A 14,122-nucleotide genomic window follows, 5' to 3' on the forward strand; every position below is an offset into this window, starting at 1 on the left:
CCCGATTTTTCACTTCAATAATACCTGTTCATCGTGTTGTTCCTCTTTCAGTTCATCAAAATAATTTGTATATTCCGAAACCCCCGAATATGAAATATACAGGAATTCCTTTGCACGCGTCATACCGATATACATGAGTGATACTTCCCGTTCTTGGTCTTCTTCAAGTGGGAACGGCATGAGATCAGCTTTGACCAAAAACACAGCCTGAAAATCAAGTCCTTTACTGCTGTCAATCGTACAGATTTTGACCGTCTCTTCCTCAGGGTTAAAACTGCGCTTCGTTTCTTCATTTTCCGCTATCCAATTAAAAGGAATATTTTGCGCTTTGAGCGCTTTTTGTACAGCTTTTACAATATTAAATTTATTCGTCCGTTTCACTCGATAAAGAATGGCGATTTCCGAGTAAGGCACTTTCTTTTCTTCATGAAGATTCATAATTTGTTTTGCAATGACCTGCATTTCTTTGTTAAGCGTATCAAATCTCAACAATGCCGGTTCAGGTCCCTTACGTTTTGTACTTTTTGGCGAAATAATCTCAACGCCTTCTGTTTGCCCTAGTTTGACTTTGTCTTGTAAAACCGAATGCTTCTCATAAAAATCCCAAGCAAAGGAAACAATTTGCGATGTATTTCTGTAATTGATGTTTAGAATTTTTGACCTTCCTCTAAAATCAAGTCCTGTATCTTTTACATAGCTCCTTTTCCTGCCGTAAATAGATTGTGCACGGTCTTCCACCAAAAGTAAGGATTTCGTTTCCGGACTCAGACACAGGCTGACCAAATGAAGCCAATTCCCTTCAAAATCCTGGCCTTCATCGATCAGAATGGCATCGTACTTCGGAGATATTGCCTCGCCTTTTTCCAGCTGTTCAATATATTGATCAATCATAAACTCATTCGTTTTTAGATCTTGCTTAAGCCACTGGTGAAAGTTACGAATTTGGATATTTTCAGGAACTCGAGACTCAACAGCTTTTCCTTCTTCAGTATATTGAAAGTCAAATAAATGATCCGGTTCTGCAAACATTGAACGAACCATTTGAGTAATATTCGATGCTAATGAAATATTGTAACAGAGGATTAATATCTTCCAATCAGGGTGGTTTTTTGCCAGTATCTTTGCACGACTTGCGAGAATCAAGGTTTTTCCGCTTCCTGCTACACCGCGAATTATACGGTGTTGATCACCAATCTGCTTTGCCATATTCTCTTGATGCAAGTCCATCGTTTTAATGTCCCGCAACGATAAAAGAAGCTGGTCACGATATGGAACAGACTGCTCAAACTCCGCTCCAATGCGAACTTCCGGAAAAAGATAATATCGAATGGTATTAATGTCTTCATATGTAAGAGGAGTTTTCATTTGAAATTGCACATGAAACATTTGAAACAGCTTTTCTATCAACAATTCTTCTGAAAAGTTTGCATGATCAGGATCAATTTGATCCCGAGTCAAGATAAACTCTGGATCTATTATTTGATAAACCTGCTCCAACAATTGAATTTCATTTAATCTGCTAAATACAACGCCATATCCATAAGGAAATTTCAGTTTAAACTGATACTTACCCTCCGTTTGAATTAAACTCTTATCCTTTTGGAGGACATCAGCTATTTTAAAAGCATACTCTCTTGCTTGTCTTAACGGATTCTTCACACTGCACATGTCGCCGCTCGCATTTCGAATCTGCCAGTCATCTTTTGTGAACCTATAAAATGAATTTTTCGTATAATCCTTCACTTCAAGCACAAGCAAGCCCATATCCGGCCCTATAATAACAAAGTCAGGACAGACACCTTGAATTTCAGGTTCATAGTACACAATATAATCATCAGGCAAATAGTTTTTCAATGTACGAAACAAAATCCGTTCTCCCGCTGTTGCTGAACTTCGTATTGATTCGGGTATTGTCATTGCCAAATTAACCAACTCCTTCGATGCCTACTAGCCACGTGTTTTCCATATATTTATATTATCGGGGGTTTGAAAGGAAAGTAAAGGAAATCTAGTCATGTAAGAATTGAAAAATGCACCATTAAACAGGACTTTCTTATTTTCTGTTGATTTCATACTTTGTTCAACATTTCACAAACTCATACTTCAAATTCGTGATATGATAAATTCAGCCACAGAAAAGGAGGACTGATACCAAAATAAACCAGATATCCGCTTCAGGGATAAAATTTTTTAACTTCACTTGTGAAATGTTTCACAAACCATATCAACATCATTCATCCCTGGACATCCTGTTGTAATCAAATTCCTATTCATTCACTGGAGGGTTTACAATGGCAATCGAAGAAAAGGACATGAAACAAAAGCAAAATGCCTCAACCATGATTGATCAGCTAGTCGAAAAAGGCCTAAAGGCATTGGAAGAATTCCGCAGCTTTGATCAGGAGCAGATTGATGAGATCGTTAAACAGATGGCGCTTGCCGGCCTTGATCAGCACATGCCTCTCGCCAAACTTGCCGTCGAAGAAACGAAGCGCGGCGTTTATGAAGATAAAATCATTAAAAACATGTTTGCCACAGAGTATGTCTACCATCATATCAAATACGATAAAACAGTGGGCATCATCAATGAAAACGAACACGACGGAGTCATTGAAATCGCGGAGCCTGTCGGTGTCATCGCCGGCGTGACGCCGGTGACCAACCCTACTTCCACTACAATGTTCAAGTCCCTGATAGCGATCAAAACAAGAAACCCTATCGTGTTTGCTTTCCATCCATCCGCCCAAAAATGCAGCCGCGAAGCGGCGAGAATCCTTCGGGACGCAGCCGTCAAAGCAGGAGCACCCGACAACTGCATCCAATGGATCGAAACGCCTTCGCTGAATGCAACTCAAGCCTTAATGACCCACCCGAACGTTTCCCTGATTCTCGCAACAGGGGGCGCCGGCATGGTGAAATCCGCGTACAGCTCCGGAAAACCGGCCCTTGGCGTCGGACCTGGAAACGTTCCGTGCTACATCGAGAAGTCTGCCAACCTGAAGCAAGCCGTCAATGATCTGATCTTATCCAAAACATTTGACAACGGCATGATTTGCGCATCAGAGCAGGCCGTCATCATAGACAAAGACATCTACTCAGACGTCAAAGTCGAAATGACAAGAAACAACTGCTATTTCTTAAATGAAACCGAAAAATCAAAGGTCGAGAAATTGGTTATCAATGAAAATACTTGCGCGGTAAACGCTGATATCGTCGGCATGCCGGCATTCAAAATCGCTGAAATGGCCGGTGTCAAAGTGCCTCAAGATACAAAAATTCTCATCGCCGAATTAGAAGGCGTAGGTCCGGATTACCCGCTGTCCAGGGAAAAACTGAGCCCTGTTTTAGCGTGCTACAAAGTCAGCGGGCTTCAAGAGGGATTAAAACGCGCCGAAGACATGCTGGCGTTCGGCGGAACCGGCCACTCGGCGGTGATTCATACGAACGATCAAGAAGCCGTTAAAGAATTCGGATTACGGATGAAAGCCGGGCGGATCATCGTCAATGCACCGTCGTCACAAGGGGCGATCGGCGACATTTACAACGCCTATATGCCTTCCTTAACGCTCGGCTGCGGCACATATGGCGGGAACTCCGTCTCGTCAAACGTTGGAGCTGTTCATTTAATCAACACGAAAAAAGTGGCGAAAAGGAATGTCAATATGCAGTGGTTTAAAGTTCCTCCAAAAATCTATTTTGAAAAACACGCAACCCAGTATTTAGCGAAAATGCCTGACATCTCAAAAGCGTTGATTGTAACCGATCCGGGAATGGTGAAACTCGGATATGTAGACCGCGTCCTTCACTACTTAAGAAGGCGCCCGGATTATGTACATTGTGAAATTTTTTCTGATGTCGAGCCTGATCCTTCAATCGAAACGGTGATGAACGGCGTCGACATGATGGCCAAATTCCAGCCGGATGTCATCATCGCCCTCGGCGGAGGCTCTGCAATGGATGCCGCAAAAGGAATGTGGTTGTTCTATGAGCACCCGGATGCTGAATTCTTTGGATTAAAGCAAAAATTCCTGGACATCCGCAAGCGCATCGTCAAATACCCGAAACTGGGCGAAAAAGCAAAATTTGTCGCGATCCCGACAACATCAGGCACAGGCTCTGAAGTCACTTCATTCTCTGTCATTACAGACAAAGAAACGAATACGAAGTATCCATTGGCCGACTATGAATTAACACCGGACGTCGCAATCATTGACCCGCAATTTGTCATGACCGTGCCGAAACATATTACGGCTGACACAGGAATGGACGTATTAACTCACGCAATTGAATCATACGTATCGTGCATGGCCAACGACTATACAGACGGCTTGGCCATGAAGGCTATTCAGCTGATTTTCGAATACCTGCCTAGAGCATACAAAAACGGCAGCGACGAGCTGGCCCGCGAAAAAGTGCATAATGCATCAACGATTGCCGGAATGGCGTTTTCCAATGCCTTCCTGGGCATCAACCACAGCTTAGCTCATAAGCTTGGTGCGGAATTTCACATCGCTCACGGACGGGCAAACGCCATCCTTCTGCCGCACGTGATCCGCTATAATGCAGAAAAACCGAAAAAGTTCATGGCATTTCCTAAATACAGCCACTTCATAGCCGATCAGCGCTACGCGGAGATTGCCAGAACGCTCGGCCTGCCTGCAAAAACAACTGCAGAAGGCGTTGAAAGCCTGATCCAGGAGATTATCTCGCTCGCCAAAGAGCTTAAAATTCCGATGAGCATTAAACAAAACGGCGTGGATGCCGCCGCATTCGAAAGCAAAGTGGATCTCATGGCCGAACGCGCCTTTGAAGATCAATGCACGACAGCCAATCCGAAGCTGCCGCTCGTTTCGGAGCTTGCTGAGATTTACCGTTCCGCATATAAAGGAGTTTAGCCAAAGAAGCCGTCATTCCGACGGCTTTTCGTTTTCAATTAGGTCTCTTCATTCTCACTCCTCTATCATTTGTGCCAATCATACTATATGAAAGATATGAAACTCCAACTCTTTTCTTTAGCTGAAATACTTAACAAAAAATTAAAGGCCTTTTCCCTTGACAAAAAATATTTATTATTTGATAATTTGTATATAATTATAATAATTACAGAGAAATAAAGTTTACAATTTTTATTTCTCTTAAACTACATTCAGGAGGACGATATTATGTCTCTAATCGGAAAAGAAGTACAACCATTCGCAGCAAAAGCTTACAAAAACGGTGAGTTTATCGATGTTACACACGAAGATCTGAAAGGTCAATGGAGCATTTTCTGCTTCTATCCAGCGGATTTCTCATTTGTTTGCCCGACTGAGCTTGAAGACCTTCAAAACGAATATGCTGCCCTAAAAGAACTTGGTGTCGAAGTATACTCTGTTTCAACAGACACTCACTTCGTACATAAAGGATGGCATGACAGCTCTGAGAAAATCGGCAAAATCACTTATGCGATGATCGGCGACCCGTCTCAAACGATCTCCCGCAACTTTGAAGTGCTGAACGAAGAAGAAGGTCTTGCTGACCGCGGAACATTCATCATCGATCCGGACGGCGTGATCCAAGCTGTTGAAATCAACGCAGGCGGTATCGGTCGCGATGCAAGCACCCTGATCAACAAAGTAAAAGCGGCTCAATACGTCCGCCAAAACCCAGGCGAAGTTTGCCCGGCTAAATGGGAAGAAGGTTCTGAAACACTGACACCAAGCCTTGACCTAGTAGGCAAAATCTAAGGAGTGCATTCAATTGGTACTTGAAGCAAATATCAAAGCACAATTAAACCAATACATGCAGATGATTGAAAATGACATCGTCCTTAAAGTCAGTACAGGCGATGACAGTGTCTCTAAGGATATGCTGGCTCTTGTAGAAGAGCTGGCTTCCATGTCATCAAAAATCTCTGTTGAAAAGGCGCAGCTCGACAGAACGCCAAGCTTCAGCGTCAATCGTGTTGGAGAAGAAACAGGCGTCACATTCGCCGGAGTTCCGCTCGGTCACGAATTTACATCTTTGGTGCTGGCACTCTTGCAAGTAAGCGGCCGACCGCCGAAAGTCGATCAAAAAATCATCGATCAAATCAAGAACATCAGCGGCGAATACCGCTTCGAATCTTATATCAGCCTCACATGCCACAACTGCCCGGACGTTGTGCAGGCATTGAACATGATGAGCGTGCTCAACCCGAACATCACGCACACGATGATCGACGGTGCGGCATACAAGTCGGAAGTCGAAAGCAAAAACATTATGGCTGTGCCGACCGTATACTTGAACGGCGAATCCTTTGGCAGCGGCCGAATGACGCTTGAAGAAATTCTTGCGAAGATGGGCAGCGGCACAGATGCGTCTGAGCTTTCCGATAAAGATCCGTTCGATGTACTTGTTGTCGGAGGCGGACCCGCCGGTGCAAGCGCAGCAATTTATGCGGCGCGCAAAGGCATCCGCACGGGAATTGTTGCCGAACGCTTCGGCGGCCAAGTCCTTGACACGATGAGCATCGAGAACTTCATCAGCGTGAAGCGTACCGAAGGACCTAAGCTTGCGGCAAGCCTTGAAGAACACGTCAAAGATTATGATATCGACGTCATGAACCTGCAACGCGCAAAAGGTCTCGAGAAAAAAGATCTTTTCCATCTTGAACTCGAAAACGGCGCTGTTCTGAAAAGCAAAACCGTCATTCTTTCAACTGGTGCACGCTGGCGCAATATCGGCGTACCTGGTGAACAAGAGTTCAAAAACAAAGGTGTCGCATACTGCCCTCACTGTGACGGACCGTTGTTTGAAGGCAAAGACGTCGCCGTCATCGGCGGCGGCAACTCCGGTATCGAAGCAGCGATTGACCTTGCAGGCATCGTCAACCACGTGACTGTTCTTGAGTTCGCACCGGAACTGAAAGCTGACGAAGTTCTGCAAAAACGTCTCTACAGCCTCCCTAACGTGACTGTCGTGAAAAACGCCCAAACAAAAGAAATCACGGGTGATGAAAACGTAAACGGCATCACTTACGTTGACCGTGAAACAGGAGAAGAAAAACACGTCGAGCTCCAAGGCGTCTTCGTCCAAATCGGTCTTGTACCGAACACGGAATGGCTCCCTGAAACCGTCGAACGCAACCGCATCGGCGAAATCGCAGTCGATAAACGCGGCGAAACAACCATCCCTGGCCTATTCGCTGCCGGCGACTGCACAGACGGACCATATAACCAAATCATTATTTCGATGGGATCGGGGGCAAATGCCGCATTAGGGGCGTTTGATTATTTGATCCGGAACTAACACGAAGGCGCTATACTGCTTAAACGGCAGTATGGCGCTTTTTTATGTTATAACCCCTATAAATAGGACTTCACATCATGTCCGACAAACGCTTTCCATATGATCAAATTGTACGGATAGGACCAAGCGGGATATTGCGATTGTCCATTCATGTATGAATTGTATTCCATGACTCCATTCCTCTCGTTCTCATGTCTACATTAAATATAAACCTATAAAAGGAAACGGTTAATTAAAAATAAAGACGGCATACTGCATGCAGTACACCGTCTTTTTCAAGAGATTTAATTTGACTCATCATGTTCTTTTTGTCCTGTTTTTTTTCATCCAAAATAAAATAAACAATAAAATAAACCATAGAGGAGTCAGCAGCAAGGCCGGGCGAGTCGCATCCGCAAACAGCATAATTATGAGAATGACCGCAAACATCGCCAGGACAACATAATTGATAAACGGCGCGAATGGCGCTTTGAATGTTGATGCTGCGTGTAAGTGCGGACGGGTTTTCCTGTATCTGATATGGCTGACAAGAATCACACCCCACACCCATATGAAACAAATCGCGCTGATGGTTGTCACGATGCCAAAGGCTTGTTCCGGTATCAGTTTGCTTAATAGCGCTCCTGCTGACAGGACAATGGTTGATACCCATAACGCGTGACTCGGCACATGGTTTTTATTCAGCTTCGCAAAATTGGCCGGGCCCTGTTTCGTTTTACTTAAATTGTACAGAATCCGGCTTGTTGAAAACATCCCGCTGTTACAAGCAGACGCGGCTGACGTTAATACAACAAAATTAATGATTCCCGCGGCAAGCGGGATGCCGACTAAGCTGAAAGTTTTCACAAAAGGACTTTCCGCTGCATTCAGTTCCATCCAAGGGTTAATACATAGTAAGACGATAAGCGCGCCGACGTAGAAAAATAAAATACGTAAAGGAATTTTATTAATAGCCGATGGAATATTTTTTTTCGGGTTCGACGTTTCCGCCGCCGATACACCTACTAATTCCACACCGACATATGCAAAGATCACCATTTGGAAAGAAAGCAAAAAGCCTGAAAATCCGTTTGGAAACAAACCGCCATGCTCCCAAAGGTTGGTAACCGAAACCGTTCCTGTATGCGTCTTAAACCCGATCACCAGCAAAATAACACCGATGACAATTAACGCAAGAATCGTGATCACCTTTATTAAAGCGAACCAAAATTCCAATTCTCCAAAAAGCTTGACAGTCAACAGATTGAGCCCTAATAAAATGAGTAAACAGATAAGTGCAGGGACCCACTGCGGAATATCAAACCAATATTTCACATAGACACCGACGGCAATCACATCCGCCATAGCCGTCATAATCCAGCAAAACCAATAGGTCCACCCGGTGACAAACGCCGCACGCGGCCCCAGATACTCCTCGGCAATATCGGTTAACGATTGATAACCCGCTTTAGATAACAGCAATTCTCCCAGCGCCCGCATCACGAAAAAAAGCGCAATACCTACAATGAAATACGCAAAGATGATAGAAGGACCCGCCAATTGAATCGCCTTACCGGAGCCTAAAAACAACCCGGTGCCAATCGTCCCGCCAATAGCGATAAGCTGTACGTGCCGATTGGATAAGTCCCTCTTTAATTCCCGCTGTTCCACATTAAACTCCTCCTTACCTCTTTAGTGAACGACGAGCAGTAAAAAAGCCCATAAAAAAAGAGATTGGATGTCCTCCAATCTCGCGGTCATAAGAATATCAAAATATATTTGTGCCGCTGACAATCATCAGCACGACAAATACATATTCGGTACTCTTCTGTCCTTTTGCCTGAGATTGTGAACCCTTCGGCGCCGCAGAATTCCGCGGTCTCTCCAGAAGCTGCTCCTGCTGTAGTGCGACCCACAGCAATCATAGCTTGCATGTATTGAGTTTTTCGATAGAGATGATTACTATCGGATAACTTTTAATTTTAATAGAGGTTGAGTGATTTGTCAATGGTCCTATTTATAGTAACTCTAGTATTCTTAAACTCACCTATACTAGCGACAATATTTTCACCTGGTTTATAAATCAGCTTCTATTACGGAATCCTTTCGAAAATTGGGGTTTAACTCAGAATAAGCATAATCTCTCTTGTAAACCTTCTAAGACTTCTTCTGGTACTTCCCTGACCTTGATATCTTCACCTAGGAACCATTAGGGGCTCCTATTTTGTCATTAAAGGAGAATATTAAAGTAAGCAAAAGCGTAAGTGCCGGAATTCAGTCATTTTTCGTATTTGATCATTCCTTTTCTTCATTCGGATAAGAAAAACTTGGTTGAGCAAAAAAGCAAATTCAGCACAAAGCAAAAACAACAACCATTCATGCATTCAAATGACAAAACAGCACCTCTCCATCAAATTTGAAGGTGCTGTTATTTTTTTACCGTAAACCTTATTAACGGCTTATGGTACGGCTGGTGCAAATGCAGCTATCCACCCTGCCTGTAAGGCATCCGCACAGGGATTGTCGCTGAACGCTTCGGTGGTCAAATTCTTGGCGATGATAAAAAGCCCCATAACAAAGAGATCGGATGTCCTCCAATCTCGTGGTCATAAGAATCACAAATCATATTTGTGCCGCTGACAATCACCAGCACGACAAATACTGCTTAAGATTGTAAAACCCTTCCGCGGTCTCTTCAGAAGCTTCCCCTGCTATAAGTACGATCCACAGTAATCATGGCCTGCTACGTATTGAGTATTCATTCCTCCCATTTCTGAAAACTCCTGCGATAGAAAAATGACCAAGCCAAAGCCGGGGTACTTCCTAAGCTGAAATGCGGTGTCCGATTAATGTTAAAGAAGCCTTCTCAAGCTTTCTCTCCACTCATCTCAGCGCCTCTTTCCCTCGTTTTGATTGTCTCAAAAAGGAGTTATGCGGTACTATCATATAAAGGTCAATTATTTAAAAATAATGTCATACTTTTAAAATCACCTTATCATGCAAATGCTCGTACATAGGGGGCAGTTCCTATTCTAAAAAGGGGATGGACGATTTTGGAAACCAAATATTTAGATTTACTCGCACAAAAATACGATTGTGAAGCAAAAGTGGTAACGGAAATCATTAATTTGAAAGCGATACTGAACCTGCCGAAAGGCACCGAGCATTTTGTCAGTGATTTGCACGGGGAATACCAGGCATTCCAGCACGTGCTGCGGAATGGTTCAGGAAGAGTAAAAGAGAAGATACGCGATATTTTCAGCGGTGTCATTTATGATAGAGAAATTGATGAATTAGCAGCATTAGTGTATTATCCGGAAGACAAACTGAAGTTAATAAAACATAATTACGATACGAAAGCATCGTTAAACGATTGGTATAAAGAAACGATTAATCGAATGATTAAGCTCGTATCTTATTGCTCTTCCAAGTATACCCGCTCCAAATTACGCAAAGCACTGCCCTCTCAGTTTGCTTATATTACGGAGGAGCTGCTGTATAAAACAGAAGAAGCTGCCAACAAAGAACAGTATTACTCCAAAATCGTAGATCAGATCATTGCGCTTGGCCAAGCTGATAAGCTGATCACCGGTCTTGCATATAGCACGCAGCGATTGGTTGTCGACCATCTGCATGTTGTCGGCGATATTTACGACCGCGGACCGCAGCCGGATCAGATTATGGAAGAACTGATCAACTATCATTCAGTCGATATTCAGTGGGGAAATCACGATGTCCTTTGGATAGGCGCTTATTCAGGCTCTAAAGTATGCCTGGCAAATATTATCCGCATCTGTGCCCGCTATGACAACTTGGATATTATTGAAGACGTGTACGGCATCAATCTGAGACCGCTCTTGAACCTTGCCGAAAAATATTACGATGATAACCCATCTTTCCGTCCGAAAGCAGACGAAAACAGACCGGAAGATGAGATTAAGCAAATCACAAAAATTCATCAAGCGATTGCGATGATCCAATTCAAGCTTGAAAGTCCGATTATCAAGAGACGGCCGAACTTTAATATGGAAGAGCGGCTGTTATTAGAGAAAATAGATTACGACAAAAACGAAATCACGCTGCACGGAAAAACATATCAGCTGGAAAACACCTGCTTTGCGACAGTGAATCCGGAGCAGCCAGATCAGCTATTAGAAGAAGAAGCAGAAGTCATGGACAAGCTGCTATTCTCTGTCCAGCATTCCGAAAAGCTGGGCCGCCATATGAATTTTATGATGAAAAAAGGCAGCCTTTATTTAAAATATAACGGCAACCTGTTGATTCACGGCTGTATTCCAGTTGATGAAAACGGCAATATGGAAACGATGATGATTGAGGATAAACCGTATGCGGGCCGTGAGCTGCTTGATGTATTTGAACGATTCTTGCGGGAAGCGTTTGCCCACCCGGAAGAAACCGATGATCTGGCGACAGATATGGTCTGGTATTTATGGACAGGCGAGCACTCCTCCCTTTTTGGAAAACGCGCTATGACGACCTTTGAGCGGTATTTCATTAAAGAGAAGGAAACACATAAAGAGAAGAAAAACCCGTATTACTATTTGCGTGAAGACGAGGCAACCTGCCGAAACATCCTGAAAGAATTCGGCCTCAACCCGGATCATGGCCATATCATCAACGGCCATACACCGGTAAAAGAAATCGAAGGAGAAGATCCGATCAAAGCAAACGGAAAAATGATCGTCATCGACGGCGGCTTCTCCAAAGCCTACCAATCGACAACAGGTATCGCCGGCTACACGCTGTTATACAACTCCTACGGCATGCAGCTCGTCGCCCATAAACACTTTAATTCCAAGGCGGAAGTGCTGAGCACCGGAACTGATGTCTTAACGGTGAAACGATTAGTGGATAAAGAACTTGAGCGGAAGAAAGTAAAGGAAACGAATGTTGGTGAGGAACTCTTGAAGGAAGTAGCTATTTTGGAGAGATTGCGGGAGTATCGGTATATGAAGTGAGGAAATGTGGAGTTCAGGGATCATTCTCTGGGCTCTTTTTTACGGTTTTCCACTTCGTACAGCAAATTGCTAACAAGGTCTGGTTTTCTGCTCGTTCATAGATAAGTAAGCGGCGCTTGATCTCGCAGGCATCGTCAGCCATGTCACTGTTCTTGAGTTCGCACCGGAACTGAAAGCGGAGGAAGTCCTGCAAAAACGCCTCTACAGCCTGTCAAACGCGACTGTAGTGAAACATGTACAAACGACAAAACGTAAACGGCATCACTTACGTGGATCGTGAAACAGGCGAAGAACAACACGTTGAACTCCAAGCTGTCTTCGTCAAAATCGGTCTCGTGCCAAACACAGAGTGGTTAGACGGATCAGTCGAGTGCAACCGCATCGGCGAAATCGCAGTCGATAAACGCGGCGAAACAAGCATCCCCGGCTTATTCGCGGCCGGCGACTGCACAGACGGCCCGTACAACCAAATCATTATTTCGATGGGATCGGGGGCAAATGCCGCATTAGGGGCGTTTGATTACCTGATTCGCAACTAATCTATCAAAAAAGCTATTGCTGAGTTTTCAGCATAGCTTTTCTCTTTCCAAGGGAAGCCATCCTTCCAGCAGCGCGCCTCCTTCAGGATCATTTCCCGCCGTCAGATCGCCTCCGTGCCGTCTCATGATCCTTTGTGAAATCGTCAACCCCAACCCGGCTCCTCCGGTCGACCGGCTTCTTGATGCTTCCCCGCGATACAAGGGCTCAAATACACGGCGAAGCTCCTCCGGGGAGAATCCCTGCCCAGTATCTCGAACCGTGAAGATGACGTTGTCACGATCCTTATCACACTGAACAACAATCTCGCCAGCGCCGGGTGTATGTCTAACCGCATTGTCCAATAAATTGTTCAGCGCACGTTTTAATAAATGCGGATCACCGCTTATCATACACTCATGTTCAAAAGCCCTCTCAACAATCGTAATCTTCTTTTGTTGCGCTTGCGGCCTTATCGTATTGATCGACTGCTTCAGGACCTGTGAGAAATCAACTGTCTTTTTGTTAAGCTCCATCTCGACGTATTCTGTCTTTGTAAATGTAAATAAGTCCTCTACAAGCCGGTCGAGCTGGGCTGACTTTTCCTTGCAAACCGCCACATACTTCGTCATTTTCTCCGGTGATCGGGCAATCCCTTGCTCTAATCCATCCAAATAACCCCTGAGAGCGAATAATGGAGTGCGTAAATCATGGGCGACAGCAGCAATCATGAAACGACGTTCATCCTCCAGTTCGACCTGCTTCTGAAACGCTTCGTGAAGACCATTCACCATGATGTTAAAACCGTCACGAACCTCGGCAATTTCCGTGATCTTTGACGAAGGCAGCCGCGCGTCAAAATCCCCTTTTGCAATCTTCCGAGCGCTGAGACCCAATTGCTCAAGAGGCGTTATCATCCATCGTCTCATGGCCATGCCGATGATCAATAAAGCCAGTATGAAGCCTATAAATGCCGCCATCCATTGAATCGTTCTAGACGATGAATGGTAAAGGGCAACCCTGCCGATGATTCTCCCGTCCTCAATGACGGAAAACTGTTCCGGTTTCACAGGTGTATGTTTTCGCACAGCACCCGTTTCAAAAATGACCTGATCTGAAGCCGACAGAATAGATGCACTCATATCCACTTTCTGCAAATGACCGCTCAATTGTTTTTGCCAGGCTTTGTCTGTCCAGTTTTCCGAATGGGTTTCGATCAAATGAATCGTTTCATTCAATTCTTTTCGTTCAGAATCAGTCATATCAAAATGAAGTGTTTTGGTTTCCATAAAGTGTGCAGCTAGAAAAAATATCCATGGCAACAGGAATATGAAAAATAGGCTGAGCACGGTAAATTTACGAATGCGAATCGTCTTCAT

At 44.3% G+C, this 14,122-nt stretch carries 7 protein-coding genes, 1 pseudogene and 1 riboswitch; of the genes and pseudogenes, 5 read left to right on the forward strand and 3 right to left on the reverse strand.

What is annotated here, in order from left to right:
- Positions 1-9 precede the first annotated feature (9 nt).
- Complete coding sequence (locus MHI30_RS21310) at positions 10-1,923, reverse strand: nuclease-related domain-containing DEAD/DEAH box helicase (protein ID WP_075751764.1); 1,914 nt, start codon at positions 1,921-1,923, stop codon at positions 10-12.
- A 368-nt stretch (positions 1,924-2,291) separates the two neighbouring features.
- Here MHI30_RS21310 and adhE point away from each other — a divergent pair, with 368 nt between their 5' ends.
- The 3 genes from adhE to ahpF all read left to right on the forward strand — a co-directional run bounded on the left by adhE (position 2,292) and on the right by ahpF (position 7,269).
- A complete protein-coding gene (adhE, locus tag MHI30_RS21315; protein WP_075751765.1) occupies positions 2,292-4,895 on the forward strand; it encodes a bifunctional acetaldehyde-CoA/alcohol dehydrogenase in 2,604 nt (867 codons plus the stop codon).
- A 267-nt stretch (positions 4,896-5,162) separates the two neighbouring features.
- Entirely contained in the window at positions 5,163-5,726 is a 564-nt protein-coding gene (gene ahpC / locus MHI30_RS21320) for an alkyl hydroperoxide reductase subunit C (RefSeq protein ID WP_020453590.1), read from the forward strand.
- 13 nt (positions 5,727-5,739) lie between these two features.
- Positions 5,740-7,269 carry an alkyl hydroperoxide reductase subunit F gene (ahpF, locus tag MHI30_RS21325; RefSeq protein WP_075751766.1) on the forward strand — a complete coding sequence of 510 codons (1,530 nt, stop codon included), beginning with the start codon at positions 5,740-5,742 and terminating at the stop codon, positions 7,267-7,269.
- Positions 7,270-7,566: 297 nt separating this feature from the next.
- Here ahpF and MHI30_RS21330 read toward each other — a convergent pair whose 3' ends face one another.
- The gene (locus MHI30_RS21330) at positions 7,567-8,919 is read right to left on the reverse strand and encodes an amino acid permease (RefSeq protein WP_048354533.1); all 1,353 of its coding nucleotides are present in this window, start codon (positions 8,917-8,919) and stop codon (positions 7,567-7,569) included.
- 147 nt (positions 8,920-9,066) lie between these two features.
- Positions 9,067-9,146, reverse strand: a riboswitch (glycine riboswitch).
- A 1,155-nt stretch (positions 9,147-10,301) separates the two neighbouring features.
- On the opposite strand from MHI30_RS21330, the gene fbp reads away from it, so the two are divergent.
- Complete coding sequence (fbp, locus tag MHI30_RS21335; protein WP_075751768.1) at positions 10,302-12,227, forward strand: fructose-1,6-bisphosphatase; 1,926 nt, start codon at positions 10,302-10,304, stop codon at positions 12,225-12,227.
- 109 nt (positions 12,228-12,336) lie between these two features.
- A pseudogene (locus tag MHI30_RS21340) lies at positions 12,337-12,766 on the forward strand (FAD-dependent oxidoreductase); the annotation flags it as partial.
- A 27-nt stretch (positions 12,767-12,793) separates the two neighbouring features.
- Here MHI30_RS21340 and MHI30_RS21345 read toward each other — a convergent pair.
- A complete protein-coding gene (locus MHI30_RS21345; RefSeq protein WP_075751770.1) occupies positions 12,794-14,122 on the reverse strand; it encodes a HAMP domain-containing sensor histidine kinase in 1,329 nt (442 codons plus the stop codon).

Source organism: Bacillus sp. FSL L8-0528 (assembly GCF_038593085.1).
Lineage (GTDB): Bacteria > Bacillota > Bacilli > Bacillales > Bacillaceae > Bacillus > Bacillus paralicheniformis.